Here is a 25,495-nt window from a genome sequence, read left to right as displayed (position 1 = left end):
CAAGAATTATTTCTGAAATATTTCTATTGAATATAGAAATGATTTAAGTTACTGACCTATGGTCAAAAACAGCGTCTTGTTTTATAAAGTGACTTGATGCATCATGAAAACTGATACCACTTTTCCTTTTTCTCTGGATCTTTACCATATCCATATCCATATCCATATCCTTTTTTGTCGAAATTTGTTCCATTTAATAGCAAATTCATATTTGGTAATCTATTATCTGCATAGAGCGGTTTAGCAACGGTAACCAAATGTCTCTTGTCTATATTATCCGCACTTACGACATAAATAAATATATCAGCAAACTTGGCAATCAAAAGGGTGTCACTGACTAATCCAACTGCAGATGCGTCTACAATAATATAATCATACTTATTTTCAAAATATCTGAATAACTCTTCCACTCTTGGACTCATTAAAAGTTCAGAAGGATTTGGTGGTATGGTTCCAGAGGCGATGACATCTAAATAAGCATTATTTTTAAGTTTGGTTATAATATCATCAGGACTCAATTTTTTGTCCGCTAAATAATCTGATAAACCAATCTTTGAAGTGGGTTTCTCTTTAAGGTATTCCATGATCTTTGGTACACGGATGTCCATTTCAATAAGTAAAACTGATTTTTCGGAAAATGAAATTGATGAAGCTAAGTTGGTACTGGTATGTGATTTTCCTTCTTGCGCTCTAGTGGACGTAATAAATATTTTTTTAGCATTTGTTCCATGATCTTTTAAAACGAAATCGATGTTCGACCGTAAGATCCTGAAAGCTTCTGCTTTAGGAGAGTAGTCAACCTTGTTTATGAGTTTTGTTCTTTTACTAGTTAACGGAATGTCTCCAATATAAGGAATTTTAAGCGCTCCCATTAAATCGTCCTTATCATAAATTTTGGTATCTAATAAGTCCATTACGAAGATAAAGCCAATGGGAATCATCATTCCGAACATGAGCGCTCCTAAATAGGTCATCATCTTATTTGGCGAGACAGGATTGTAATTTGAGTATGCAGTTTCAATAACTTTAGCATTGGGTGTAAACATACCTAAACTTATTGCTGATTCTTCTCGCTTTTCCAGTAAGAACATATACAGTGATTCTTTGATGCCCTGTTGGCGTTCAATGTCTCGAAGTTGTCTTTGTTTGGTTGGTGCGGAATAAAGTTGTCCTCTAATTCTCGCATCTTCTCTATTAAGACTACTTAGTGTAATTTCACTAGTTCTCTTCATGTTTTCCAGAGAACTTTCTAAATTCGCTTTTAAGGCATCAATTTGGTTATTCAAATTTATAACCACGGGATTCTTTTCAGTGGAATTCTTTAAAATTTTATCCCGTTGGGCAACCAATTCATTATGACTTCTCGTTACTTGGCTAACATTTGAATCGTCAATTCCAATATTAGCTGGTAATAAATCCGATCGTTTGTTCTTTTCTTTTATTTCTTCTTGTAAATAATCTATTAATTGAATTTTGTTGGTAGTGCTGCTAATTTGAAATTCATTTTGTTTTTCACTTTCCAGATAAATATTGGCTTGGGAACCAAGCGCCGTTAAGTTGTTTCTTTTCTGAATCTGTTCCGCAGTAAAATCTACTTCTTCAAGCTCTTTAAAAACCAGCTCTAAACGGTTGTTTATAAAGTCTGAAGTTACCTTGATAACTTCTTCTTTATCTGCAATAACATCATTATTATACTCTTTAATTATTTGATTTAAAATATCAATAGCCCTACTAGGAATGTTGTCCTTAAGTGACAGTTTGACAATAGTTGATTCTTTTTCAACAGATGTCGAAATCTTTGATTGATACTGATTTACAAGGGAGTTCACACGATTTAATGAAACCTTTAAATTGCTTCCAATTTTTGGTGCATACTTCGCGGTGTTTGGAACTATCACCATATCGCCAAAGCCTGTTTTAATGCGATCACCAAAAGAAAATAATTTCCCTCCAGACACATCACGATCTATTAAAGATTTGCCGTCATCTTGAAACATTAAAAATTGTGAAGGAGATTTAACCTTAATAAAAAGTGTGGTATCAACTTGATGAATGATTGAATCACTAGCAAAAAAACTCAAGGCTACAGGTGGGTTCTTATACAGTTCCTGCTCTTTTATTTTGCCTTGTTCATAATATCTAATGTTTAAGTGTAGTTTCTTTACAACATTAGCAATTAGGGCTCTAGAAGTTAGGACTTCAATTTCATCATTTATTTTGGTGTTTCTTTCGGAAAAAAGAGAACCTTTACTTAGTTCTGAAATGCTTGGAAGTTTTTGGGATTGCTTGTCGTCTTTAATTTTAATGCTAGCCGAAGCCTGATATTCGTAGGTGGTATAACGAAGGTAGGTGAATGCCAACGCAAGCGCAACAATCACAAAAAAAGATATTAATTTCCATCTGGAGAGATAAAGATCTATCGTTTTTTTGAGTTCATTAGTAGATGTCGAGGTTCTGGATTCCATGAGATTTTATTGTTATTCTAAAAAATTATTTAATCAGAAACACCGCCACAATTGTGGTCAAGGTACCGATCGCGGAAATCAGAACGGCATTGTTTTGATTATAATTTGCTGACCGTATTCTTGCATTATTAGGCTCTATCACTAGCACATCATTTTGTTGTAAATAATAGAGTGGAGAGCTTACCGCGTTTACTGAGGTCAAATCAATTTTGGCGAACTTTTTCTTACCGTCTACTTCGCGAATTAATAATACATTTTTACGCTGACCAAAAATTGTTAAATCATTAGCTAAACCTATCGCTTCAGGAAGAGAAATGCGTTCATTCTCTATTGTATATGTTCCAGGACTATTGACCTCTCCAATAATCGTTACTGTAAAATTAACTAATCTTATATTGATGATAGGGTCTTTAGCATATTCACTGATTCTTTCTTTTAACATCTCGGTGAGTTCTATCCTCGTCATTCCCGCAATATGTAGCGTGCCCAATACTGGAAATTCGATATTACCGTTATAATCAATTAAATAGTTTTGCATGCGTTCACGACCAGTTGCGCTGACAAGATCAATACTTTCGGTCACCGTTGCCAAATTGAATGGCTTGGCCGCTACGGGATCTGCGGCAGACACAGTAATGGTTAAGATATCGTCAGCCTTATAAAAAAGCTGTTCCGGTGACGCATCTATATAGCCACCACTTAAGGGTTCATCTTGAAAGTATATAAGATCTTTGCGGGAGGCGCAAGATGAAGCTATAATTATGGATAATATTGAAAGTACAACGATATTCTTTTTCATATAATTTGTTTTAAATATTCAGTTCGGCTATAGTGTTATTTCTTAATATCCAGAACTTCGTAAGTGGAGTTGTTGGATATATATTCAGGAATTAAAAGTTTTATCGACGATACTATTTCTAAGGGTTGTGTTAATGAGTTCACGATAGAAAGTTTATTGATTTGTTTTTCTACATTATCAATATCTAAATATCGAGATTTTGCAATCATAATTTTCTCATGATAGGTTTTGGTGGTGTTCTCTCCATCTGCCAAAAGCTCTTCATAAATCTTTTCGCCCGGTCTTAACCCCGTGATTTTAATTTCTACATCCTCAGGATAACGTAAGCCTGAGAGTATAATCATGTTTTTAGCGAGATTGAAAATTTTAATCGGTTCTCCCATATCGAAAACGAAAATTTCACCTCCATTGCCCATAGCAGCAGCCTCTAAAACGAGTTGACAGGCTTCAGGAATGGTCATGAAGTAGCGCGTAATATCCTTATGGGTCACTGTCAACGGCCCACCTTTTTCAATTTGTTTTTTAAATAATGGAATCACCGATCCGTTAGACCCCAATACGTTACCAAACCTTGTGGTTATAAATTTGGTATGGCCTTTTCCTTTAAGACAGGTTACATAAAGCTCCGCAATCCGCTTTGTCGCTCCCATGACATTTGTTGGATTAACTGCTTTATCAGTGGAAATCAATACAAATTTATCAACCCCATGCTTAACAGCCATATCAGCGACATTTTTAGTGCCTCCAATATTAACGCTAACAGCTTCATAAGGATTGTTTTCCATTAATGGCACATGCTTGTAAGCTGCAGCATGGAACACTACTTTTGGTTTGTGCTCATTAAGAATTTGATCGATTCGGGCTCTATTACGGATGTCGGCAACAATAGCTTCTATATTTCCCAAGCCCTGTTGCTTGAACTCTTGTTGCAGGTCATAAAGTGCCGATTCTGCATTGTCTACCAGAATTAATCTTTTGTAATTATATAAACTGACTTTTCTACAAATTTCACTTCCTATAGACCCTGCCGCTCCTGTAATGAGAATAATCCTATTATCGTATTCTTCGGTTGGATTGATTATGGATATGGGATCTCTACCCAATAAGTCTTCAATATTGACGTTTTTAATTTGTCCAATGCTTAAATCGCCATCAATCCAGCTCTGTACTGGAGGAACAATTTTCACATGAAGTCCCAAATCAAATAAATATCCTGTGATTTGAAGTAAGCGGGTTGGATCAATATTTTGAATGGAGATGATGACCTCTTCAAGATTGTTTTTTAAGACAAATTCCTTAGTAATTCTTTCTAAACTGTAAACAGGTAATAAATTTATTTTTTTTCCAACCTTACTCTCATTGTCATCAATAAATCCTATAACAATATAACTGTTTTGAGGGTCATTGCTAATAGCTTGGTAGGTTATCATACCTGAATTGCCGGCACCATATACCAATATTTTTTTTGTGGCGATAAAATCATTGCTTATGGCATTATAGAGCGATTTTATAAATAGTTTAAAGCCTATAAGCAGTAAAATGTTAAGCAATAGGTGAATGTAGATGATGGATCCAGGTATATCAAACACCTCACTATAACCAAATTTACGACTGAAAAAAGTAGAAATAATCAAAAGTGTGGCTAAAATATTGACACCAATAATAATATTAATAATGTCCTTGTATCCTGTAAACCTAACTACCCCTTTGTGCGATCTAACGGCCAAAAAGCTAATCATTGCAGCTATTAGCACATAGGGTATTTGGGTAATCATTAAATTGAGATCAAATTCAATCTTGAAATTGAATCTGATAAAATAAGCCAAAAACAAGCTCACAATTACAATCAATAAATCTAACAGTAGCACCAACCACTTGGAGGCATACTTATGAGATATTTTATGTAAAAACTTATAAATCATTTACTAAAATACGTTTTAATTGTTGTCATAACTCTGTCGAGTTCGGCATCCGTTAAATTTGATCCACTTGGCAAACACAGACCTTTTTCAAATAACTCATCTGAAACACCATTTAGGTAGCTCGGGGCAGTTTTAAAGACTGGCTGTTGGTGCATTGGCTTCCACAAGGGTCTCGATTCTATATTCTCTTTCTCTAAAGCTAATCTTAAACCTTCTCTTGTAGATTTAGAATTCAATAAAATACAGGACAACCATCGGTTTGAAAAATAACCGTCGGGCTCTTGTAAAAATACAATATTATCGTTGTTTTTTAAAGCATTCACATAAAACTCATGATTAGAGCGACGCCTTGCAACATGGCTATCTAAAATTGTCATTTGTCCACGACCAATTCCTGCTACAATATTAGACATTCTGTAATTGTAACCAATGTGCGAATGCAAGTAGTGTGGAGCATCATCCCGTGCCTGTGTGGCTAAGAAAACTGCTTTTTCTTTCTGCTTTAATGTTTTGGTCACCAATGCGCCACCTCCCGAAGTGGTAATAATCTTGTTACCATTAAAAGATAATATGGAGAAATCACCAAAAGTTCCGCATTTCTGACCTTTATATAAACTGCCCAAGGATTCTGCACTATCTTCAATTACTGGAATATCGTACTTCAAAGCTACTGCATTAATTTCATCAACTTTATAAGGCATACCATAAAGATGCACTGCAATGATAGCTTTAGGTTTTATCCCTTTTGATAATCTATCTGTAATTGCTATTTCAAGTTGCACTGGACACATATTCCAGGTTTCTCTTTCGCTGTCTACAAAAATAGGCGTTGCTCCCTGGTAAACTATTGGGTTTGCAGAAGCAGAAAAGGTTTTGCTTTGACAGATCACTTCATCTCCATTTTCAACCCCCAATAAGATAAGACTTAGATGTAAGGCAGAGGTGCCAGAAGCCAATGCCGCAACATGGCGATCTTCTTCGAGATAAGATTGTAAATCTGTTTCAAAGCTATTCACGTTTGGACCTAATGGTGCGACCCAATTGGATTCAAACGCTTCGTGTATGTAGGGTAGTTCATTACCACTCATATGTGGTGAAGACAGCCAAATTTTTGGTTTCATAAGTGAAAAATTGTTAAGTAATCAACATTACTATTCAATTTCATGTCAATAGAGGGATCTGGGACACGATCTATATTATAGGTAAATATGCGCCATTCTGACCAAATTCACCCAATTAAAACGATAAAAAGTAAATATCTACGATGTTAATGTTAATCCTTAATTGGAAAAAGGTTTTGCAAGGGTAACATTTGCACTTTAGTGAATGTGCACGTGCGATGAAATTATTTTTTCAGAGGTCATATTGACTTAAATACAGGTTTTATGTCGGTTCTATGGTAAAGTTTATGTTTTCTATATTATATTTAACGGCTTTAAATTTATTTACAGCGGAGATTTATAAATTAGAAGGATGAATATCTTAATAACTTCAGCAGGACGTAGAGTTTCTCTTGTTCGGTCATTTCAAAAGGAATTAAAATTACTATTTACAAAGGGTAAGGTGTATGCTACTGATTCCAGCCCAATATTATCAGCGGCTTGTCATGTTGCAGATGGATTTTTTCAAGCGCCGAGATTAGATGAACCTGACTATATTGATGTGTTGCTAGATTTATGTAAATCTCATGATATTCGGTTAGTGATTCCAACAATAGATACTGAATTGCTTGAACTTGCAAAAAACAGAATGAGATTTGAGGCGCATGGCATTAAAATCATAATTTCTTCAGTTGAGCTTGTTTCTAAATGTAGGGATAAAAGGTTGATTCATCGGTTTTTTGAAGAACATCATGTCAATGTGGCCAAAGAATACACTAAAGATAATTTCAAGCTACCACTTTTTATAAAACCAAGTGACGGAAGCAGGAGTGTCGATAATTTTATAATTAACTCCAAAGTTGACTTAACGGAATATCACTTTAGCAATGAAAAACTAATGTTCTTAGAATATTTAGATCATGAAGAATATGATGAGTTTACGTGCGATTTGTACTTTAACAAGAATCATAAACTAAAATGTATAGTGCCACGAAAAAGAATTGAAGTTAGAGATGGTGAAGTTTATAAGGCATTGACTGTGAGTAATGCACTTGTGCCTTATATAAAGAAAAACTTGAATCACATTGAAGGTGCTGTTGGATGCCTCACAGCCCAGTTTTTCTTGCACAAGACTGATGACACTAAGATTTATGGCATTGAAATTAATCCTCGATTTGGTGGGGGATATCCCTTATCTTATTTGTCTGGTGCTAATTTTTCGAAATGGATTATTGAAGAATATTTATTACAGAAGGAAATTGAAGAAAAATTTGATGTTTGGGAAAAAGATTTATTAATGATTCGTTATGACGATGAAATTCTAGTCCATGGATATAAAGATTGATCTGGGCACCGTTGTTGTTTTTGATCTAGACGATACATTGTATAACGAATTGGATTTTCTAAAATCCGCATATCAATCGATTGCTTCACTTTTGGAGCCGAAGGATTGGAAACCGTTATATTCAAAGATGTTTTCTTTATACCGATGTGACATCAATGTTTTTGAGTTTATTTCTATTGCTTATAATATAGAAATTGGACAGTTGGTTGAGATGTACCGGAATCACCATCCGAATATTCAATTGTTTGATGGTGTTTTAGATGTCTTTGATGCCATAAAATCAAAAGATGGAAAAATTGGGATTATTACCGACGGAAGATCAAAGACCCAAAGAGCTAAACTTGAAAGCTTGGCCATATTGGATTATCTTGATGGCATTGTTATTTCTGAGGAAATCGGATTTGAAAAACCTAATTTAGCCAATTTTAAAGCCATCGAAAACTCAATATCGGGTAATGTTTATTATTATATTGCCGATAACCTTAAAAAAGATTTTATTGCACCCAATGCGTTAGGCTGGAAGAGCGTGGCTTTAATAGATAATGGCAAAAATATTCATTATGAATCCCATAAACACTCGGATTCTCACAACTTACCACAAGACTTTATTTTAAATTTTAAGGAAATAAAAATAATTTGAAGACGGTGCCATTATACGCTATTCCTTAGTTCCTAAAAATTCTGGCATATCGATAGTTTCAGAATTATTTATATCTTTTCTGTTAATGACTTTATCTATCGTTTTTATTAAGATTTTTAAATCCAAGGAAAACGATTGATGCTCTACATAATATACGTCGTATTCAAATTTCTGCTCCCAGCTTATGGTATTTCTACCGTTTACTTGCGCCCATCCTGTAATTCCAGGTAATACTTCGTGCCTTCTGTTCTGTCTTGCATTATAATATTGTAAATATTGTGGTAAGAGCGGTCGCGGTCCTATTAGACTCATATCTCCCTTGAGAATATTTATCAGCTGTGGCAGCTCGTCCAAAGAGAGCTTTCTACAAAGGTTTCCAATTTTAGTCACACGTTCCAACGCAGGCAGTAATTCTCCATTCTTATCCGTTTTGTCATTCATGGTTTTAAACTTAATTATGGTGAATAAAGTTCCATTTTTACCAGTGCGTCTTTGATAGAAAAAGGGCTTCCCATTGTTGAGTATAAAAAGAGAGACAATTAACATTATGAAAATTGGAGATATTAATATAAGTCCAACAAAAGCAGCTAAAAAGTCGAAAATGCGTTTTATAAATATAGAATAAACATTCATCATTTCATGTCTCTTATAGTTTTAAAGTGATACAAATAAACTGTTTTTAATTTTGATTATAATAGCTAAACAATCATTTAGTTTTCCGTGTTAGATATATCGACCGGATCTCTATCGTAAAAATCACATTTTTCTGGCCATTGGCTAAAGCCATTTGCAGAAAAATAACACCTTCTTATGATACTTAAAATTAAACAACAACATAATTTGTGCGTATTCAACAAACTCGTGTATAGTTAGCTGAAATCATTTCATAAGTTTCCGGAATGGCCAAAGAACCAAGACGCAGAGTTTGATTATATAAGAATCAATTGACCTCAGATATACCCTCAATGGATAATCAAGATAAGTAGATGTCCGAAGTAATATATATAATTTTTTAAAAAAATAAATAGGTGCCCTCGGAAAATTTTTATTAAAAAACCAGTTAATCTCAGACATAACATTAAGAACTATGCCAAAAGCACTTCTTGATGACATAGGAGTATTCATAATGGAACCTTCTACACCAACATTGTAAACTCGAAGAATCCTATTGACGCACTTTGTTAAAAAATCATTTCTTGCTACGGTATTCCATATTATACTTTCGGGAACGTAACCCTTTCCTAATATATCAGGACTAACTAAAATACCCTTAAGAACGTCTGTTTTTGTAAATCCCCATTTTTCGCCAGATATTTGTTTGGTAATTCGAGCCTCGAAGGTATTGCAGTAGAATGGATCTTGTGGAAACAACTCTCCAATATGATTTCCATATTGGTCTCTACAATGAACTGTAACTGCCGCCACTGTCGATTTTAATTCTTCTGGTATTTTTTCATACTCATTATTAAAAACTTCCAGAGCATTTGGGTCACACTCATCATCGCCATCAAGAGGGAGCAAGAACTCCCCTCTGGCCAATTCAATAGACTGTATAAAACAACTCATCTTGTGCTTATTCTCTATGTTGTTGACATAATTAATATTAAGAGGAGAAATTTCAATGATTTCAGTTATCACATCATGAGATCTATCCGTTGATCCGTCGTTTATCACAAGCCATTCAAAGTTTTTATAAGTTTGATTCAACAATGAATCATGTACTTTCTCAATTGAATTTTCGCAGTTAAAAACAGGTGTAAATACCGTAAACTTATAAGTGTACGAGGACGGTACTTGTTTTTCGTATAATGGCATTAAGCATTTAAAGTTCATAGCGAATTGTTTGGTGTATAAATATTGATTTCCATCAATCACGAATCATTTTGTTTCAAATTATCGTAACTTGGTACAAGTTTAAAGTATATGTAATTGTTCTGCAATTCGAATGACAATCTCAAATCCATAGATTAATATTAAGTGTTACAGTAAAATCAGTGTAAAAAACAAAGAAACGTTTATTATTTTTCAATAAAAAGAAGAGCCCATTATATCATATAGAAATTGGAATTAAAGTCCTATAATTCACTAAATCAGAATACTTTCTTGGCAATCCTTCAACACGTTTTACGTCATGATTTATGATATAATTAAGTTTTCAACAGTATGCTTTGGATTGACAAACTTTTTCAAGATGGTTCACTAACTTTCTGTTAACATTTGCATTGTTGTAATAGATTGAAAAAACTATCATCATAACGTAAAAAACTTTGATTTCACATTATAATATAGCTTTAGCATCATAATTTTCGTCGTTGCCTCTCCTTTTTTAACAACATCAACTCCCTACTTGTCTGCCCTGCAACCGAAGTGTTCTCCTCTGCCCTTCTAATCAAATAAGGCATCACATCCTTTACGGGGCCAAAGGGTACATATTTAGCCACATTGTAGCCGTGTTCAGCCAGATTGAAGCTTATATGGTCGCTCATTCCATAAAGTTGACCAAACCACACGCGATTATCGCTTTTAGCAATTCCCAATTCCGTCATAATTTGCATAGCCAGATAACAACTTTGTTCATTATGAGTGCCTATAAATAAGGAAATGGTATCTATATTTCTTAAAATATAGTCCAATGTTTCATCAAAATTTAAATCGGTAGCTTCCTTGGTGGCACAAATAGGAGAGTCATAACCTTTATCTTCAGCTCTTTCCCGTTCTTTCTCCATATATGCCCCTCGAACAATTTTAGCTCCTACTGTAAAACCATCTTTCTGGGCACGTTCATGAAGCGCTTTAAGGTAATCTAATCGGTCCCATCGGTACAATTGGAAAGTGTTATAAACAATTGGAACCCCAGTATTGTACTTTCGCATCATGGCCTCGCACAAGTCATCAGCAGCATCCTGCATCCAGCTTTGCTCGCTATCAATCAGAATTTCAACATCTTTTTCTTTGGCCAATTTGCATACTTTATCGAAACGGGCTACCACCCGATCCCACTCCTCTTGTTCTTTGGGAGTAAAAGATTTTTTTTCACCCTTCTTTTGGTACAAGTGGAACCTTCCTAATCCGGTAGGCTTAAAAACAGCTATCGGCATAGATTTTTTCTCGTCCGCAAAATTGATAATCTTCAAGGTTTTCTCCATGGCAGCATCAAAATGAGATTCAATTTCCTTGCCCTCCACGGAGTAATCCAATACCGAACTTACGCCTTTAGCATACATTTTATCTATGACTGGTAAACAATCCTCTTCGTTGACGCCACCACAAAAATGGTCAAACACCGTTGCCCGAATCAAACCTTCAACAGGCAAGTGAGCTTTCAAAGCGAAATTTGTCACTGCAGTACCTATTCTAACCAAAGGTTCATGGGAAATCATCTTGAACAAAAAATAAGCGCGATCAAGCTCTGAATCACTTTTAAGACTAAAAGCGACTTCCGTATTTTCAAAAATTTTAGATATTGTCATTATGAGAAAAATAAACACAAATTTAATTATTCATTCTTGATTAATTAATTAAAAACTGCTTATTTTCATCGATTAATAAAGCTAACATAATAATGACTTCAATTACAACAGATGCATACGCAGTTCATTTTAATGAAACAGGATACAAAGAACTGAACAACTACCTGAAAGACAACCGTTTCTCCAAACTATTTATTATTGTTGATATCAATACACATATCCATTGCTTACCACTTTTTATGTCGAAATTAGAAACGGATCTGGTATGTGAAATCATAGAAATTGAAGCCGGTGAAGCTCATAAAAACATAGATACATGCGTAGGTGTATGGAATGCGTTATCTGACTTGGGAGCAGACAGAAAAAGCCTCATCATTAATGTTGGCGGAGGCGTTGTTACTGATTTAGGCGGCTTTGTAGCCTGCACCTTCAAGCGCGGCTTAAAATACATTAACGTACCTACCTCCCTCCTGGCCATGGTTGACGCTTCTGTAGGAGGGAAAACGGGTGTTGATCTCGGCGCTCTTAAAAACCAGGTTGGCGTGATATCTTCAGGTGATATGGTCATTGTGGACACAAGTTTTTTAGATTCACTTCCTCAAAATCATCTAAAGAGCGGCCTGGCCGAAATGCTGAAACATGGTCTTATATATGACACTTCCTATTGGAATGAGTTTTTAGACCTAAACAGCTTAACCTTAGATTATTTAGATGCTTTAATTCATCAATCTGTTGAAATAAAGAATACTATTGTAACTGAAGATCCAAATGAGCAAGGTCTTCGTAAAACCCTTAATTTTGGACACACTTTAGGTCATGCTATTGAATCTTATTTTTTGAGTCAAACAGATAAAGAAGAACTGCTCCATGGAGAAGCCATTGCCATCGGAATGATCATGGAAACTTATATTTCATCTGAATTGCTAGGGTTCCCAAAAGATGATTTGGAGACTATAAAAGAGACCTTCCTTAAAATCTTCAAAAGAGTGACTATTGAAGCCGCAGATCATGATGCCATCATCGATCTTTTAAAATATGACAAAAAAAATGAACATGGCAACATCAACTTTGTGTTGTTGGAAAAGATTGGAGCACCAAAAATTGATTGTTTGGTGGAAAATGAATTACTGATTAAGGCATTTGAATATTACCGATTATAGATAGCGTTCATTAACAATTTTAAGATGATGGTTTTCATGACCCAAAATTATAAATGCAATGGCCCTAACGGAAAGACCACTATTACTGGCAATGCCTATTCGGGCCAAACTTCTTTCATCAAAGCTCTCAAATAAGGATATTGTAGCCAATCTTACACTTTGCTATTCAGACAAGAGACTTTCTATACTTCTTTCATCGGCATAACTGTTCGCAACAAAAGCATCTTGATCAAAACCAGGCAATTCGGTCTTGTCATTTCTTGCAAAGCACATAGCGCGATACGCAAAAACACGCTCTGTATCAATTAAATGCAGAAGAATTTCCTGAACAGTCCATTTGCCTTCAGCATATCGATAGTGCAATTTTTCATTTTTAATGCTTTTGAAAAATGGAAGTATCGTTTTAACGTTATCTTGTAAACCGTTGAACACATTGCCGTCCCCAACTTTATCTACATAAGGTTGATAATAACTATTATATTCATCTGAACTAAGTTCTTCTTTCGTCATAAAAAAATGCTTGAATGACCTCATTTAAAATACCCTTCATTGAGTGGTCAACAAAGGGTAATTAATTATAGATTGTGAATGTGATTAAAGTTCGTTGAATATAGAATGCATTAAGCGTTTCTTGTCATTTATGCTTTCCTCCAATGAAATCATGGTCTCAGTCCTATAGATGCCCTCAATATCATCTAACATAAAAATAATATCTTTTGCATGCGAGGTGTTTTTAGCCCTCACTTTACAAAAAATATTGAATTTACCGGTAGTAATATGGGCCACCGTAACGAATGGAATCTCACTAATGCGCTCTAAAACAAATTTTGTTTGAGAGGTATTATTTAGGAAAACACCAACATAAGCAATAAAAGAATACCCTAGTTTTTTATAGTCCAAGGTCAATGATGACCCTTGAATGATACCAGCTTCTTCCATTTTTTTGACACGTACGTGAACTGTTCCAGCCGAAATCACTAATTTTTTAGCAATATCCGTAAATGGAATTCGCGTATTATCAATTAACATATCTAAAATTTGATGATCAATTTCATCCAATTTGAACTTCCCCATTTGTTATAAATTATTAAATTTTTTACAAAAATAGTAGAAATATATTGAAGATAATACACCAAAAGCTACTTTTTTACACAAATAGTGGTTGTCTTTCATTATTAATCAATACGAAATCGATTGAGATGCCCTCACTTAATTCCATATTGTCTTCAGCAAAAACCAATTGCTCATGAGCGTTGATTTCTCTATGACCAAAAAAACCACTTAAATTGGATATTTTTTCAATTTTTGGAATAAAATGAATGCGATCCTGGATAAGCCTCTCCTCATATTGCACGGCAATATCTGAAATTTGATGCCGCCGCCCCTTTTTAAGTTTCGCATTTCGGATAATAATGTCATAAAACAATTTATCGTTTTGTGGAATTTCGAAATATGCCTTTTCCTTAGAACCTTGCGGATCTCCAAAAGCAATCTCAACCAACCCAACCCACAGGGATTGAAAAATTAACTCCCTGACTTTTTCCCTATCATAATCCTCATGAAAATGCCCAGCCTCAAATAGAATTGTTGGCACATTTAAAGCCTGAAAGGCATCCCCAACACAATTAATATTAAATGAATCATCATAAATACCAACTTGATCTGGAATTTGTTGTTGAAGATTGTTATTCATTTTAACAATAACATCCATAGCTTTTTTACGGGTCATAGTCACTGTGCGAACATCATCTTGGGCAGGCGACAAAAAGGAAATAGTTGCAGGCTTTTTCACTTCTCCGGCGCTAAAGATAGTACGCTGACCATGAAGATTTAAACAGAAATCAGGTTTAAAATTATCAAAGCACTCCCTAAGCACCCTACTCTCTGGCTGGGATAAATCTTGCGCATCTCTATTTAAATCCACACGATTGGCGTTTAAACGAGTATAAGCGCGCGAACCATCAGGATTCAACATGGGAATGATCCCAAGCGTACATGCGTTCAAAAATTTCTTGACAGAAGTATTTTCAGATTCGGCCAGAACATTCAAAAGATCAAAAATTGCTTTAGTAGTTGTGCTTTCATTGCCATGCATTTGAGACCACATCAAAACCTTCTTAGCTCCAGATCCAACTTTCATAAAATGAATGTCTTCATTTAAAACCGACTTCCCAACAATTGATACGTCAAATTGAGCGCTATGTTTTTTAACCAAGGTTTTGATATGATCCAAATTAATATAGCGACCAAAAAGAGCTGCTTCAAGGTACTGTTCATATTCTTTTATTAAATGCTCAATAGTCATGTTAAATAATTATGATACAAATGTAAACAAATGATAATTTACATTTGTAAACAAAGAATTGTAGCTTTATTGTTTACATCTATATACAATTTGTTTGAAATTACAACACAAACCAAAGTGGGCATCAACTGCAATTGGATCGACCCCAATATATACGTGTAATTTATAATAAATCAGTCTAATAGACAACCTTTTGTTAAGTCAAACTTTAACTTAAAAGAGATTTAACAAGCAAATACTTAGCTTTCAAACATACTTTTCGTTACATTTGTAACGCACTAAAGCCTAAACATAAGTTTACAATGATAAACAGTGATGATTTTGCAAAGCGGCTACAAAAAGTCATCGATTACTACGCGGAATCGGCGTCTTCTTTCTCTGACACCATAGGTGTTCAGCGCTCGAGTATTTCACATATTCTATCGGGACGAAATAAACCCAGCTTAGATTTTGTACTCAAAGTTTTATCCTCCTATCCTGAAGTTGAACTGTATTGGTTGTTGAATGGTAAAGGAGAATTTCCATCCAAACCTGAAAATATTACTGGAGTAAAAAAACAGACTCCCGAAGAAACTCCTCAACCCTTTTCGAATTCCGTTTCAGAAACAAAAGATAAAAGCATTGATAAAATTGTCATATTTTATACGGATGGAACTTTTAAGGAATTTGTGAAAAATTAATTCTAACTCGTTTTTTTAAAAGCTCCGTCAACTTTCCGATATTTAGATACGGAATAGCTTTCTTTTGAGTAATTTTGTCTTCAAATTTGAAAAACATGAAATTTCCATTAGTTTTTATTTTCGTACTCTTATTGACGAGCTGCTACAATAAAGATCGTGAATGCAAAGATTTTAAAACAGGTACGTTTGAATTTAAATACACAACGGATGGTGTTGAAAAAGTAGGTCGATTTGTGAGAACTGAAGATCTCAACATCGATTATTATGAAAACAAAATTGATACGGCCTCTATAAGATGGATCAACGATTGTGAATTCATCATGAAGCATATCAATCCGAAGAACATGAGTGAGGAGAAAGCGATCCATATGAAGATCTTAACCACCTCCGAGGACACCTACACGTTTGAGTACAGCTTGGCTATTCAACATGGCAGTCAACAAAAGCGCGTCGAACAGGGTACTGCTACAAAAATAGAATAAAGAATTTTGTATCTTATTTGTGAATCGGAGTTTTACTTTGATGTGGTGCCACTTTAAGACATTATATCAACAATTGATAATAATACTTTTGATATTAGCTTTCCTAAAAACCCACGCTCCTTATCACGAAAGTAATCATCAATACACTACAATATCATCAATTTTTTCATGGTCAAATAACGAAGAAATGGTGCTCGCGCACTTTAGCATCGGTATGGCATTTCGAAAGCAATCAAGAGCCTCGCAGCCCGTCCGACCGGCAGGCATGCCCACGAGGTATGGATAATAACTTGTTTTCTCAATCAAGGCAAGTCTCAGGGTATTAAAACCCACTGATGGGAATAAATATTTAAAAATTTGGGGATATACTTCGCCAGGTTCAGTGATCAATCAGCGTTGATAGATTTCACAAAATTATTGCCTTGCTTATTCTTAGAGTCTTCTCAGTAAATGCCTGTTAGCTGAGGTCTATTACCCATCCTAAGTTCTTTCTTCAACGAAAAATTGGTCAGCGCCATAAGTGATAACTTCACACAGTTCTACATGGATTAATCTGCCCCCATTCTTATCAATTACACTTTAATAGCGCATCAACATGAACGCAAACTAAAACAGCTTCCCCTGCCCATTTTCATCCGGATGATCATCCTCATTAGTGTCTTCATCTGAATTCGATTTAGGATTTTTTGAAGCTTTATCTTCTGAAATATTATCTTCATCAACAACTTCAATCTCTTCAGCAGGAACTTCTTCCGGGGCTTCATAAGGCAAAGGCTCCAACAAACTGATCTGATTGACCTTATCTCTGGTCAACTGATTACCCAATGCTGTAATACCTTTAATACTTATGAATTCTTCAAGGTTGACTTCAAGATTGTCTTTTCTGTCTTTGCCACGTTCTTTGGTAAATTCCACATCCACCATAGGCTTCCAATCGGTTGAAACGATTTCCAGTTGCGATTTTGGATGGTCGGAGATGAACACTTCTTCTCTACCTTCATGTTCAATGAGAAAACGTTTCACGTAGTAGCGCTCCTTTTCGCCATCAAAGTAAATTGCTGAAATAGGTTTTTTAGGAATCCATTTTTCTAAAACAATCATATCATTATCAAACCGTGTGGTCAGTTCTGGTAAAATAGTTTTTAAAACACCCGATTGATGAATGATTAAAAGACGGTCTTCACCCCTAAATTCGCCAATCAGCTCTCCTCTGCCATCTACATTCAAACGCTGTACCGTATCGTCAAACCATATCTTGCGAGGTTTTAAAGTGGAAATACCTTTCTCTTTAAGTTCAATCTTTCGGATGGGATATTTAGTTACACGGTTTCCTTTAGAATTTCTTCCTTTGATAAGGATGTCTGCAAAATCAAGATCCCATTTCAGCTTTTTGACACTTCCCGCCTGTCTCAGATAAACGGTAATTACTTCAGCTTCGCCATTTGGGTTTGATGAAAAATACCAAACTGTAGAGCCTTTGCTTCCGTTGGTTAAATCGTATTCACGATCTCGAGTGACGCCTAAAACAGAAAATCGCTTGACGTACGATGATCCTTTAGCACCATCACGATAAATCATATTATAGATAGTGCGTTTGTCTTTCCTATTAAATACCTCTACATTGATGATATCCTTTCCGACGAAGGTTTTGGCATCCACCTTGGTCACCATCATTTTACCATCTCTTGTAAACACGATAATATCATCAATATCACTACAATCACATACATACTCATCTCTTTTGAGTGATGTTCCAATAAAACCTTCTTCCCTATTCACATAAAGTTTTGTGTTCCTTATTATCACCTTTGTTGCATCCACATCATCAAACAGGCGGATTTCAGTCAAGCGCTCTCGCCCTTTGCCATATTCGTTTTTAAGGCGTGTGAAATACGCAATGGCATAGTCGACTAAATGTGCTAAATCATGTTTGACCTGGGCAATTTGGTCTTCAAGCGCATCAATTTTTTGCTGGGCCTTGTCGATATCAAATTTAGAAATACGCTTGATCCGAATTTCCGTTAACCGCTCGATATCTTCTGTTGTAATCGCACGTTTCAAATGCTTAATATGTGGCTGAAGTCCTTTATCAATTGCCGATATAACACCTTCCCATGTTTCTTCTTCCTCAATATCCCGATAAATCCTGTTTTCTATAAAAATTCGCTCCAAGGATGCAAAATGCCACTGCTCTTCAAGCTCATCAAGTTTAATTTCCAGATTAAGTTTTAAAAGCTGAACGGTATTGTCGGTAGAATGACGCAACATTTCGGTAACCCCAACAAAAAGAGGTTTGTTATCTTCAATCACACAGCCCAATGGCGAAATAGAAACTTCACAATTGGTGAATGCATACAATGCATCAATGGTTTTATCAGGTGAAATCCCCGATGGCAAATGCACCAAAATCTCTACTTTAGCTGCAGTATTGTCCTCGATCTTACGGATTTTAATCTTGCCTTTATCATTCGCCTTTAAAATAGAATCAATTAACGACGATGTATTGGTGCTAAAAGGAATCTCATTAATGACCAAAGTGCTTCGGTCCAATTGTGAGATTTTTGCCCTAACACGAATTTTACCTCCGCGGAGGCCATCCTTATAATCAGTAACATCAATGATTCCTGCAGTTGGGAAATCCGGATAAATAGTAAATTTCTTCCCGTTAAGATGTTTGATTGATGCATCAATCAATTCAATAAAATTATGTGGCAATATTTTCGTTGAAAGACCAACAGCAATTCCCTCACCTCCTTGCGCCAATAATAGTGGAAACATGACGGGAAGATTAATCGGTTCTTTTCGTCTGCCATCATAAGAAGCTTGCCATTCTGTAATTTTCGGATTGAAAACCACATCCAGAGCAAATTTTGATAAACGCGCTTCAATATAACGGGATGCCGCCGCACTATCTCCTGTCAGAATATTTCCCCAGTTACCTTGGGTATCAATCAATAAATCTTTTTGGCCAATCTGCACCATGGCGTCTGCAATACTCGCGTCGCCATGTGGATGGTACTGCATGGTATGGCCTACAATATTGGCTACTTTATTATAACGCCCATCATCCAAGTCTCTCATAGACTGCATAATACGGCGCTGAACAGGTTTAAAGCCATCCTCAATTGCCGGAACCGCACGCTCAAGAATTACATAGGAAGCGTAGTCCAAAAACCAATCCTTAAACATTCCGGTAACTCTTGTAATGGTTTCATTACTGCCGTTTTCCTGAATATTCTCCTCTTCATTATGTATGTGATCTTCTTCCAATGTAACGTGTTTAATTAGTGGGTTTTAGGTTTTCTTTAATCATCTTGCTCAGCGATTGTCTAATGTAACGCCTTTTCTTTTTAGTGACCAAGGTGATATTAAATGTTTCTTTTTTAGTATGTCCCTTCGAACTTTTGATGTAAAGCGTTAAGCTTTTATAAATAAAATAATTTTTGAATTTAAAGGCCATCAAGCGTGATTTATCAAATTCCAATAGATGCTCTCTGTAATTAAAATAGTCTGATAACAATAGCCCTTTATTGATTACGACCACCTTAACCCCATCACTATCATATTCAAAATACTTTGAAATGGCATGCACCGAAAAAAACAAGATCAGGAACCCAGCCAGAATTAGAAGAAAAGTCAAGAAAGGGTGAGATGTTAAATGACTGAATGCGCTGAACACCGTGGCCAGAAAAATGGCAAACACAATCAGTATAAAATAGACTGATATAATGATATTTTTAACCTTAGAATTATTAGTTCTCATGAACCTCCTCCACTATATCTAATTCTACCTTAAGATTATCAATAATAAACTCTTGCCTGTCTGGTGTGTTTTTGCCCATATAAAATTCAAGTAACGCATCAATGGACATATCTTTATCGAGCATAACAGGATCCAAACGAATACTTTCTCCAATAAAATTGACGAATTCGTCCGGTGAGATTTCACCAAGGCCTTTAAAACGGGTGATTTCTGGTTTTGGTTTTAATTTCTCGATAGCATCGCGACGCTCTTGCTCAGAATAACAATAAATGGTTTCCTTTTTATTTCTAACTCTGAACAATGGTGTTTGTAGGATGTATAAATGACCTTCCTTAATCAATTCTGGAAAGAATTGTAAAAAGAAGGTAATCAGCAACAAACGAATATGCATCCCATCCACATCAGCATCTGTAGCAATAACAATATTGTTGTAGCGCAAATCCTCAATGGATTCCTCGATGTTCAATGCCGCTTGCAACAAATTGAATTCTTCATTTTCATAAACAATCTTCTTGCTCATTCCATAAGAATTCAAGGGCTTACCCCTTAAACTGAATACAGCTTGGGTATTGACATCCCGCGACTTGGTAATACTTCCTGATGCAGAGTCGCCCTCCGTAATAAATAAGGTGGATTCTAAATATCGATCGTTTTTGGTATCCCCGAAATGTACCCGACAATCACGCAATTTTTTATTGTGCAAATTGGCTTTTTTAGCCCTGTCTTTTGCAAGTTTTCTTATGCCAGACAATTCTTTACGCTCACGTTCTGCCTGAAGGATTTTACGCTGAATTTTATCCGCAGTCTCTGGATTCTTGTGCAAAAAATTATCTAATTGAGTTTTTACGAAGTCGTTGATAAAAGTTCTGACCGTTGGCAGGTCGCCTCCCATGTCAGTTGAACCCAACTTGGTTTTGGTCTGACTTTCAAATACCGGTTCCATAACTTTTATGGCAACTGCAGTAACTACAGATTTCCGAACATCTGATGGGTCGTAGTTTTTACCGTAAAACTCTCTTATAGTCCTCACCAAAGCTTCACGGTAAGCCGCTAAGTGCGTTCCTCCTTGTGTCGTATTTTGACCATTAACAAAAGAATGGTATTCTTCGCTATACTGCGTTTTAGAGTGGGTTAGAGCAATTTCTATATCCTCACCCTTTAAATGGATGATTGGGTAGGCCATATCAGATTCGATGATATTTTCCTCCAATAAATCTTTAAGGCCATTTTCACTATAATATTTTTCGCCGTTAAAAACAATGGTCAATCCTGTGTTGAGATAGACATAGTTTTTGAGCATTTTCTCAACGTATTCGTTGCGATACTTGTAATTTTTAAAGATAGCCTCATCCGGAATAAAAGAGACTTTTGTACCTTTTCTTCTTGAGGTATCATCCAATAACTCCTGATTGGTCAGGTTGCCTTGCGAAAATTCTGCGGAAGCTGACTTATTATCCCGAGTGGATTCTACACGGAAAAAATTGGAAAGGGCATTTACCGCCTTTGTACCTACACCGTTAAGTCCAACCGATTTTTTAAAGGCTTTCGAATCGTACTTGCCTCCGGTATTCATTTTGGAAACTACGTCCACTACTTTACCTAAAGGAATACCACGGCCATAATCTCGCACAATGACTTTATTCCCCTGGATGGAAATTTCAATAGTCTTGCCCGCCCCCATGACATACTCGTCAATGGAATTGTCCAAAACTTCTTTTAGAAGAATATAGATACCATCATCAGGTGACGAGCCATCACCAAGTTTACCAATATACATACCAGGACGCATACGAATGTGCTCTTTCCAATCGAGCGAACGTATATTATCTTCGGTATAGGCAGTTTCTTGAGACATAAAAGGTTGAAAAATTTAGACAGGTTGCTAATATAACATTTCGTTATAAAACTAAAGAATACAAGATACTAAAGTAATTAACAAAGTTTTTAAAAATTGAGATGGCAAATTGAATCAGAAAGCATGAGGATTTCGATTCAACGTATTGTTTTAGCTTTTACTCTTAAATGTGAAATATAAAATAGGGACAATAAGAATTGCCAATGCAATAATTAAGGAGGTTATAAACACAAATTTAAAAACGTAGTAAAGCACCACAAAGAAGATGATTGCTGCACCGAGCCATAATATAATTTTCATAGAATTTCAATATTTATCCGATCTAAAGATAAGAATAAAATTGGTCATAAAAGAAATTAATGTTGATGCAGATGCGATGAATGATGACTTATGAAATTCTCATTAATCGGGAACCTCGAGACCAGTCCGACCGGCACGGTCGGGCAAGCCCACGAGGCATAAATAAGGAATTGTCTTTTCGATCGAGGCAAGCCTCGGAATATTAAAGCCCACTATGAATCAAGCGCTAATAACAAATCTATACAATGGCGCCAACGATAAGCTTATTGAAACGTACATTCAAGTCTTCCTATACATTAAACAGGAAATGCATGACATCGCCATCCTTAACGACATAATTCTTTCCTTCCACCCGCATCTTTCCAGCTTCCTTAGCTTTTGCTTCACTGCCCAAGGCTGAAAAATCTTCAAAGGCAATAACTTCTGCCCTGATGAATCCTTTTTCGAAGTCCGTATGGATGACCCCTGCAGCTTGCGGTGCCGTTGCGCCCACATCAATAGTCCATGCGCGCACCTCTTTGACACCAGCCGTGAAATACGTCTGCTGTTTTAAAAGTTTATATGCGGATCTGATCAACTTTGAAGATCCAGGCTCGTCAAGACCAATGTCCTGCAAGAACATTTGGCGCTCTTCGTAACTGTCCAATTCCGTAATATCAGCTTCTGTACCGACTGCCAACACTAATATTTCAGCGTTTTCATCTTTAACAGCTTCCCTGACTTTATCAACGTAAGCATTGCCTGTTACAGCAGATTCTTCATCTACGTTACACACATACATGACAGGTTTATCTGTAATAAACTGTGCAGGATTTACAAACTCCTCATAGTCATCTTTGGCAAACTCCAAAGCTCTTACAGAGATCCCTGCTTCTAAGGCTGATTTTATTTTCACCAAGACCGCTTCTTCCTTCTGCGCTTCTTTATTGCCCGTTCTTGCGGCACGTTTTACCTTCTCTAATTTTTTATCGACAGTTTCCAAATCCTTCAGCTGGAGCTCCATATCAATAGTCTCCTTATCTCTAATAGGATTGACACTACCGTCCACATGCACAATATTATCATTGTCAAAACAACGCAATACATGTAGAATTGCATCAGTTTCTCTAATATTTGCCAAGAATTGATTCCCCAAACCTTCACCTTTACTGGCACCTTTTACCAAGCCGGCAATATCCACTATCTCTACGGTAGCAGGCTGCACGCGCACAGGTTTTACCAAGGCCTCCAACCGTTCCAAGCGTGGATCTGGAATATTAACAATGCCAATATTTGGCTCAATGGTACAAAACGGAAAGTTGGCACTTTGCGCTTTAGCGTTAGATAAACAGTTAAAAAGGGTTGATTTCCCTACGTTTGGTAATCCTACAATTCCGGCTTTCATTGAAAAACTTATTATTATTTCCGCAACGGCGGAAATCTCATTAAATAAAATCGCATTTTTTTGCGACTGCAAATTTAGTTAATTATCCGGATTATTTGCATAAAAAAATCCCAAGCTTTACTTGAGATTTCTCACTAATACTATTACCGATTTCCACTATCCTTCCGGATGCATAAAACGCTGTTTTGTCAAGAGCTGCTCTTCGGTTTCCATATGTTCATCATCAGGAACACAACAGTCTACAGGACATACCGCAGCGCATTGTGGCTCTTCATGAAAACCTTTACACTCCGTACATTTATTGGGAACTATATAGTAAATTTCATCACTAATAGGTTCTTGGGACTCCTCAGCATCTACTTCCTCTCCATTAGGAAGCACTACTTTACCGTTCAAACTGGTTCCATCCTTATATCTCCAATCGTCGGCACCTTCGTATATTGCAGTATTTGGGCACTCAGGCTCACAAGCACCACAATTAATACATTCATCTGTTATTATAATTGCCATAGCGTTTTTTACATTAAAATTTTAACTATAGAAAAAAAGTGATGAGATTTTATAGGTTTTAAAGCAACTTATTTGATTTTTAAAACCTTTTAGAAAAAGTGGGACTTAAACAAATCTCGTTCATTTCATTTTTCTAACTTTGCGTTGCAAAAATAACGCCAAAACTATTCATAACCAAATACAGAATGGATTTACAGCAAAGAATTAATGCTTTCGTAGAACTGGGAGAATTTATCGAACAATTCTCAACAGAAGGCTTTAAAATAAATGAGAATATCAGTGCAAACGACCTGTTTTTTGATGGCTTTAAGCATCAAATTAAATTAGCGTATGAGCACAACGGGTGGTTCACCAAGGAGAACATTTCATTTTCCTTAAGTGGATGGTCTAAGTCACTGAAAAAGAACAACATTGATCAATGGTTAAAGAAGTATAGCTTTAATGATATTTCCTCTAAAAAAGTAGCCATTATTATGGCTGGAAATATCCCTTTGGTCGGGTTCCATGATTTCCTATCGGTGCTTATTACCGGTCATGAGGTCATTGTAAAACAATCATCAAATGACAAGCATCTCCTGCCCTACTTAGCAAAATATTTGGAGCATATTGAACCTGGGTTTAAAGGGAAAATCACATTTACCGAAGAAAAACTAACTGATTTCGATGCAGTAATAGCTACGGGGAGTGATAATACTTCACGATATTTTGAACATTATTTTAAGGGAAAATCATCAATTATCAGAAAGAACAGAAACTCTGTAGCCGTTTTGACCGGTGAGGAAACCGACGAAGAACTCAAGGCACTTTCAGAAGATATTTTCCGGTACTACGGCTTAGGCTGTAGAAATGTCTCTAAGTTATTTGTACCCAAAGATTATAAGTTTGACGCCTTCTTTAACGGCGTTTATGAATGGCATCCAATCATCCATCAAAACAAATATGCCAATAATTATGATTACAATAAAGCGGTTTATTTAATGAGCGAATTTGATTTGTTGGAAAATGGATTTTTAATGCTCAAGGAAGATAATAGTTATGGATCTCCAATTGCAACACTATTTTATGAGTACTATAACGATATAGATGACCTAAAATCGTTGCTTAATGAAAAGCTGAACACCATTCAATGTGTGGTTTCTAAAGGGGTTACGAAAGATTCAGTGGCTTTCGGACAGACACAACATCCACATTTGTGGGACTATGCTGACAATGTAGATACAATTGCATTTTTGTTAAAAATATAGTTGATAAATTATCAATTTCTTACCTTCAATTCCCTTTGAATTTAGCACCTTTGTATCTTTCAAAAATCAAA

Annotated in this window: 22 protein-coding genes; 6 read left to right on the top strand and 16 right to left on the bottom strand. The window is 35.8% G+C overall.

Annotation, left to right across the window (positions count from 1 at the left end; translation table 11 throughout):
- Nucleotides 1-101: 101 nt before the first annotated feature.
- From J4051_RS06490 to J4051_RS06475, 4 genes are read right to left on the bottom strand one after another with little or no spacing between them, the layout of a single operon-like run.
- On the bottom strand, nt 102-2,465 hold the full coding sequence (locus tag J4051_RS06490; RefSeq protein WP_208233053.1) for a GumC family protein: 2,364 nt from the start codon (nt 2,463-2,465) through the stop codon (nt 102-104).
- A gap of 25 nt (nt 2,466-2,490) precedes the next feature.
- Entirely contained in the window at nt 2,491-3,264 is a 774-nt protein-coding gene (locus J4051_RS06485) for a polysaccharide biosynthesis/export family protein (protein ID WP_208233052.1), read from the bottom strand.
- Nucleotides 3,265-3,299: 35 nt separating this feature from the next.
- The gene (locus J4051_RS06480; RefSeq protein WP_208233051.1) at nt 3,300-5,186 is read right to left on the bottom strand and encodes a polysaccharide biosynthesis protein; all 1,887 of its coding nucleotides are present in this window, start codon (nt 5,184-5,186) and stop codon (nt 3,300-3,302) included.
- Nucleotides 5,183-6,307: a DegT/DnrJ/EryC1/StrS family aminotransferase gene (locus J4051_RS06475; RefSeq protein ID WP_208233050.1), complete on the bottom strand. Its 1,125-nt coding sequence runs from the start codon at nt 6,305-6,307 to the stop codon at nt 5,183-5,185. The genes J4051_RS06480 and J4051_RS06475 overlap by 4 nt, the downstream gene beginning before the upstream one ends.
- A 352-nt stretch (nt 6,308-6,659) precedes the next feature.
- Here J4051_RS06475 and J4051_RS06470 point away from each other — a divergent pair, with 352 nt between their 5' ends.
- Complete coding sequence (locus J4051_RS06470; RefSeq protein ID WP_208233049.1) at nt 6,660-7,631, top strand: ATP-grasp domain-containing protein; 972 nt, start codon at nt 6,660-6,662, stop codon at nt 7,629-7,631.
- The gene (locus J4051_RS06465) at nt 7,615-8,271 is read left to right on the top strand and encodes an HAD family hydrolase (protein ID WP_208233048.1); all 657 of its coding nucleotides are present in this window, start codon (nt 7,615-7,617) and stop codon (nt 8,269-8,271) included. Before J4051_RS06470 ends, J4051_RS06465 begins: the two co-directional genes overlap by 17 nt.
- Nucleotides 8,272-8,289: 18 nt before the next feature.
- Here J4051_RS06465 and J4051_RS06460 read toward each other — a convergent pair whose 3' ends face one another.
- From J4051_RS06460 to J4051_RS06450, 3 genes are all read right to left on the bottom strand, one after another.
- Complete coding sequence (locus tag J4051_RS06460) at nt 8,290-8,904, bottom strand: sugar transferase (RefSeq protein WP_208233160.1); 615 nt, start codon at nt 8,902-8,904, stop codon at nt 8,290-8,292.
- 246 nt (nt 8,905-9,150) lie between these two features.
- Nucleotides 9,151-10,104: a glycosyltransferase family 2 protein gene (locus J4051_RS06455; protein WP_208233047.1), complete on the bottom strand. Its 954-nt coding sequence runs from the start codon at nt 10,102-10,104 to the stop codon at nt 9,151-9,153.
- A 464-nt stretch (nt 10,105-10,568) separates the two neighbouring features.
- On the bottom strand, nt 10,569-11,735 hold the full coding sequence (locus J4051_RS06450; RefSeq protein WP_208233159.1) for a proline dehydrogenase family protein: 1,167 nt from the start codon (nt 11,733-11,735) through the stop codon (nt 10,569-10,571).
- Nucleotides 11,736-11,833: 98 nt separating this feature from the next.
- Between J4051_RS06450 and aroB the strand changes: the two genes are divergently transcribed.
- Nucleotides 11,834-12,901 (top strand): 3-dehydroquinate synthase, encoded by a 1,068-nt coding sequence (gene aroB, locus J4051_RS06445; RefSeq protein ID WP_208233046.1) that lies wholly within the window; start codon nt 11,834-11,836, stop codon nt 12,899-12,901.
- Nucleotides 12,902-13,063: 162 nt separating this feature from the next.
- Here the strand turns inward: aroB and J4051_RS06440 are convergent, their stop codons facing one another.
- From J4051_RS06440 to J4051_RS06430, 3 genes are all read right to left on the bottom strand, one after another.
- On the bottom strand, nt 13,064-13,411 hold the full coding sequence (locus J4051_RS06440) for a DinB family protein (RefSeq protein ID WP_236027281.1): 348 nt from the start codon (nt 13,409-13,411) through the stop codon (nt 13,064-13,066).
- An 84-nt stretch (nt 13,412-13,495) separates the two neighbouring features.
- On the bottom strand, nt 13,496-13,975 hold the full coding sequence (locus tag J4051_RS06435) for an Lrp/AsnC family transcriptional regulator (protein WP_129018194.1): 480 nt from the start codon (nt 13,973-13,975) through the stop codon (nt 13,496-13,498).
- Nucleotides 13,976-14,048: 73 nt separating this feature from the next.
- Nucleotides 14,049-15,206, bottom strand: a complete 1,158-nt coding sequence (locus J4051_RS06430) for a M14 family zinc carboxypeptidase (RefSeq protein ID WP_208233045.1) — start codon at nt 15,204-15,206, stop codon at nt 14,049-14,051.
- A 302-nt stretch (nt 15,207-15,508) separates the two neighbouring features.
- Between J4051_RS06430 and J4051_RS06425 the strand changes: the two genes are divergently transcribed.
- Together J4051_RS06425 and J4051_RS06420 are read left to right on the top strand one after the other, a co-directional pair.
- A complete protein-coding gene (locus tag J4051_RS06425; RefSeq protein WP_208233044.1) occupies nt 15,509-15,886 on the top strand; it encodes a helix-turn-helix domain-containing protein in 378 nt (125 codons plus the stop codon).
- A 95-nt stretch (nt 15,887-15,981) separates the two neighbouring features.
- Nucleotides 15,982-16,368, top strand: coding sequence for a hypothetical protein (locus tag J4051_RS06420; RefSeq protein WP_208233043.1), 387 nt, complete (start codon nt 15,982-15,984; stop codon nt 16,366-16,368).
- 606 nt (nt 16,369-16,974) lie between these two features.
- On the opposite strand, the gene J4051_RS06415 is transcribed toward J4051_RS06420, so the two are convergent.
- From J4051_RS06415 to J4051_RS06390, 6 genes are all read right to left on the bottom strand, one after another.
- Complete coding sequence (locus J4051_RS06415; RefSeq protein ID WP_208233042.1) at nt 16,975-19,638, bottom strand: DNA gyrase/topoisomerase IV subunit A; 2,664 nt, start codon at nt 19,636-19,638, stop codon at nt 16,975-16,977.
- 10 nt (nt 19,639-19,648) lie between these two features.
- Nucleotides 19,649-20,131: a hypothetical protein gene (locus J4051_RS06410; RefSeq protein ID WP_208233041.1), complete on the bottom strand. Its 483-nt coding sequence runs from the start codon at nt 20,129-20,131 to the stop codon at nt 19,649-19,651.
- Nucleotides 20,121-21,986, bottom strand: coding sequence for a DNA topoisomerase IV subunit B (locus J4051_RS06405; RefSeq protein WP_208233040.1), 1,866 nt, complete (start codon nt 21,984-21,986; stop codon nt 20,121-20,123). The genes J4051_RS06410 and J4051_RS06405 overlap by 11 nt, the downstream gene beginning before the upstream one ends.
- Before the next feature lie 150 nt (nt 21,987-22,136).
- Nucleotides 22,137-22,286, bottom strand: coding sequence for a hypothetical protein (locus tag J4051_RS06400; RefSeq protein WP_208233039.1), 150 nt, complete (start codon nt 22,284-22,286; stop codon nt 22,137-22,139).
- Between the two features lie 289 nt (nt 22,287-22,575).
- On the bottom strand, nt 22,576-23,670 hold the full coding sequence (gene ychF / locus J4051_RS06395) for a redox-regulated ATPase YchF (RefSeq protein WP_208233038.1): 1,095 nt from the start codon (nt 23,668-23,670) through the stop codon (nt 22,576-22,578).
- Between the two features lie 156 nt (nt 23,671-23,826).
- On the bottom strand, nt 23,827-24,180 hold the full coding sequence (locus J4051_RS06390; protein ID WP_208233037.1) for a 4Fe-4S dicluster domain-containing protein: 354 nt from the start codon (nt 24,178-24,180) through the stop codon (nt 23,827-23,829).
- Nucleotides 24,181-24,365: 185 nt separating this feature from the next.
- On the opposite strand from J4051_RS06390, the gene J4051_RS06385 reads away from it, so the two are divergent.
- Nucleotides 24,366-25,424 (top strand): acyl-CoA reductase, encoded by a 1,059-nt coding sequence (locus J4051_RS06385; RefSeq protein ID WP_208233036.1) that lies wholly within the window; start codon nt 24,366-24,368, stop codon nt 25,422-25,424.
- The last annotated feature ends 71 nt before the right edge of the window (nt 25,425-25,495 follow it).

It is taken from the genome of Gelidibacter pelagius (assembly GCF_017581925.1).
Taxonomy (GTDB): Bacteria; Bacteroidota; Bacteroidia; order Flavobacteriales; family Flavobacteriaceae; genus Gelidibacter; species Gelidibacter pelagius.
The sequence above is the reverse complement of the archived record's forward strand: the minus strand, read 5'-3'. Positions and strand labels throughout refer to the sequence as shown.

What these genes read in the sequence shown, in the direction of transcription:
- J4051_RS06470 (WP_208233049.1), top strand. Translation starts at nt 6,660, where the DNA reads ATGAATATCTTAATAACTTCAGCAGGACGTAGAGTTTCTCTTGTTCGG.
- J4051_RS06385 (WP_208233036.1), top strand. Translation starts at nt 24,366, where the DNA reads ATGGATTTACAGCAAAGAATTAATGCTTTCGTAGAACTGGGAGAATTT.
- J4051_RS06400 (WP_208233039.1), bottom strand. Translation starts at nt 22,286, where the DNA reads ATGAAAATTATATTATGGCTCGGTGCAGCAATCATCTTCTTTGTGGTG.
- J4051_RS06440 (WP_236027281.1), bottom strand. Translation starts at nt 13,411, where the DNA reads ATGACGAAAGAAGAACTTAGTTCAGATGAATATAATAGTTATTATCAA.
- J4051_RS06455 (WP_208233047.1), bottom strand. Translation starts at nt 10,104, where the DNA reads ATGAACTTTAAATGCTTAATGCCATTATACGAAAAACAAGTACCGTCC.
- J4051_RS06485 (WP_208233052.1), bottom strand. Translation starts at nt 3,264, where the DNA reads ATGAAAAAGAATATCGTTGTACTTTCAATATTATCCATAATTATAGCT.
- J4051_RS06435 (WP_129018194.1), bottom strand. Translation starts at nt 13,975, where the DNA reads ATGGGGAAGTTCAAATTGGATGAAATTGATCATCAAATTTTAGATATG.
- J4051_RS06405 (WP_208233040.1), bottom strand. Translation starts at nt 21,986, where the DNA reads ATGTCTCAAGAAACTGCCTATACCGAAGATAATATACGTTCGCTCGAT.
- J4051_RS06410 (WP_208233041.1), bottom strand. Translation starts at nt 20,131, where the DNA reads ATGAGAACTAATAATTCTAAGGTTAAAAATATCATTATATCAGTCTAT.
- ychF (WP_208233038.1), bottom strand. Translation starts at nt 23,670, where the DNA reads ATGAAAGCCGGAATTGTAGGATTACCAAACGTAGGGAAATCAACCCTT.
- J4051_RS06460 (WP_208233160.1), bottom strand. Translation starts at nt 8,904, where the DNA reads ATGAATGTTTATTCTATATTTATAAAACGCATTTTCGACTTTTTAGCT.
- J4051_RS06475 (WP_208233050.1), bottom strand. Translation starts at nt 6,307, where the DNA reads ATGAAACCAAAAATTTGGCTGTCTTCACCACATATGAGTGGTAATGAA.
- aroB (WP_208233046.1), top strand. Translation starts at nt 11,834, where the DNA reads ATGACTTCAATTACAACAGATGCATACGCAGTTCATTTTAATGAAACA.
- J4051_RS06425 (WP_208233044.1), top strand. Translation starts at nt 15,509, where the DNA reads ATGATAAACAGTGATGATTTTGCAAAGCGGCTACAAAAAGTCATCGAT.
- J4051_RS06420 (WP_208233043.1), top strand. Translation starts at nt 15,982, where the DNA reads ATGAAATTTCCATTAGTTTTTATTTTCGTACTCTTATTGACGAGCTGC.
- J4051_RS06390 (WP_208233037.1), bottom strand. Translation starts at nt 24,180, where the DNA reads ATGGCAATTATAATAACAGATGAATGTATTAATTGTGGTGCTTGTGAG.
- J4051_RS06480 (WP_208233051.1), bottom strand. Translation starts at nt 5,186, where the DNA reads ATGATTTATAAGTTTTTACATAAAATATCTCATAAGTATGCCTCCAAG.
- J4051_RS06430 (WP_208233045.1), bottom strand. Translation starts at nt 15,206, where the DNA reads ATGACTATTGAGCATTTAATAAAAGAATATGAACAGTACCTTGAAGCA.
- J4051_RS06490 (WP_208233053.1), bottom strand. Translation starts at nt 2,465, where the DNA reads ATGGAATCCAGAACCTCGACATCTACTAATGAACTCAAAAAAACGATA.
- J4051_RS06465 (WP_208233048.1), top strand. Translation starts at nt 7,615, where the DNA reads ATGGATATAAAGATTGATCTGGGCACCGTTGTTGTTTTTGATCTAGAC.